A 2,210-nucleotide genomic window follows, 5' to 3' on the forward strand; every position below is an offset into this window, starting at 1 on the left:
TCAGCAGCCCCCGCCACCACCAACGCGCCACCGCCCGAAAGCGTCGCCGCCACATCCAACACCGAGGCGTCAAAACTGAACGACGCAAACTGCAGAACCCGCGACCCGGGCCCCACACCCAGCTCAGGCCGCAACGCACCCGCAAGATTCGCCACACCTCCGTGTGTGGCGTGCACGCCCTTGGGCAGCCCCGTCGAGCCCGACGTGTAGATCACGTACGCGGCCTGGTCGTTGGCGAGGTCAAGGCCGAGAGCTGTCGACGGCGCTTTCGTGAGGGCCGCGATCGTCCCGGCATCATCAAGATTCAGTGCCGGGGTGGCCAGGTGCCGGGTGAGTTCGGCCAGTCCCACGACCACGGCCGCACCACTGTCGGCGAGCATGAACTCCAGCCGCTCGACCGGATACTCGGGATCCAGTGGGACGTAGGCGGCACCGGCTTTCCACACGCCCAGGATCGCCGCAACCATGTCGACACCCCGCGGCAGGCACAACCCCACCACCGACTCAGGACCGACACCCCGCGCCCGCAGAACGTGCGCCAACCGATTCGCCCGGACGTCCAAGTCCCCGTACGACACCTCCACACCCTCGAACACCACCGCAACCGCGCCGGGATCAGCCGCCGCACGCCGGGCGAACTGCTCCGGCACCAAGGCGTCCGGCACCACACCCGCAGTGTCGTTCCACTGCTCGACCACCAGACGACGCTCGTCCTCGTCCAGGATGCCGACAGCCGACAACCGCACCCCCGGCGCAGCAACCAGCTGCTCAACAACACGCCGCAACCGACCCGCGATCCGCTCAACCGACTCGACGTCGAACAGATCCGCCGACGCAACCAACACACCCCGCAGACCGGCCGGCGCGCCCTGCGCGTCGAACACCTCGGCCGCGTTCACCTCCAGGTCGAACTTCACCGACGCCGTACCGGACGCACCGGCGCCCCCCTGCGATCCACCAGCCCGCACGCCGGGCAGGTCCAACACCGCCCGTGCGTTGTTCTGCAGCGTGAACATGGCCTGGAACAGGGGATGCCGAGCCAGCGAACGCACCGGGGCGAGTTCCTCCACCAGCCGCTCGAACGGCACGTCCTGATGCGCGAACGCACCAAGCCCCGCCTCCCGCACCCGCCCCAGCATCTCCACGAACGTCGGATCACCTGAGAGATCGGCACGGATGACCAGACTGTTCACGAAGAACCCGACCAGATCATCCAGAGCCTCGTCCGTCCGCCCCGCCACCGCCGAACCGATCGGAATGTCGGTTCCCGCACCCAATCGCGAGAGCAGCGTCGCGAGTGCCGCCTGCAACACCATGTAGACGGTCACGCCTTCAGAACGCGCCAACTCCACGACACGCGCATGCAGTTCGGCAGACAGCTCCAACGGCACCCGATGTCCCTGGTGTGACGCCACCGCTGGGCGCGGTCGGTCGAAGGGCAGTTCCAGTTCCTCGGGAAGTCCGGCCAACGCGTCCCGCCAGTAGCCGACCTGGGCGGAGAGCAGGCTGTCGGGGTCACTCTCGTCACCGAGCAGCTCCCGCTGCCAGAGGGTGTAATCCGCGTACTGCACCGGCAACGGCACCCACTCCGCCACCCGCCCCTCGACACGCGCCCCATACGCGACCGACAGATCACGCGCCAGCGGAGTCACCGACCAACCATCACCCGCAATGTGATGCACCAACACCACCAGGACATGCTCGCCCGGACCCACCTCGAACAACGACACCCGCAACGGAATCTCCGTCGACAGATCGAAGTGGTGCCCCACCGCATCCGCCACGGCAGCAGGCAGACCCTCCTGCGCCACCGTCACGGCCGCGAGCTCGAACCCGCACTCCTCAACGGGCAGGATCCGCTGATACGGCTCACCCTCCACCGCGGGAAACACCGTCCGCAACACCTCATGACGCCCCAGCACATCCCGCACCGCACCGGCCAACGCCACCCGGTCCACACCACCCGAGAGCCGCACCACGGTCGGGATGTTGTAGGCCGCACTCGCCCCTTCCAGCTGGCCCAGGAACCACAGCCTGCGCTGCGCGAACGACAACGGCACCCGCTCCGGACGCCGCACCGCACCCAGCACCCTCCGGGCAACCCCCGCACCCTCAAGACGCGCCGCCACCCCCGCCGGCGTCGGAGCATCAAACAACACCCGCAACGACAACTCCACACCCAACACCGCACGCACCCGACTCACCAACCG

General features: G+C 68.2%; 1 protein-coding gene. It reads right to left on the minus strand.

Translation table 11 applies throughout. The features are described 5' to 3' along the window. A partial coding sequence (locus M2283_RS51470; RefSeq protein ID WP_280883560.1) for a condensation domain-containing protein occupies window positions 1-2,177 on the minus strand: 2,177 nt, incomplete at its 3' end. Window positions 2,178-2,210: the final 33 nt, after the last annotated feature.

Origin of the sequence: Streptomyces pseudovenezuelae, from assembly GCF_029892565.1 — a bacterium.
Lineage (GTDB): Bacteria > Actinomycetota > Actinomycetes > Streptomycetales > Streptomycetaceae > Streptomyces > Streptomyces pseudovenezuelae_A.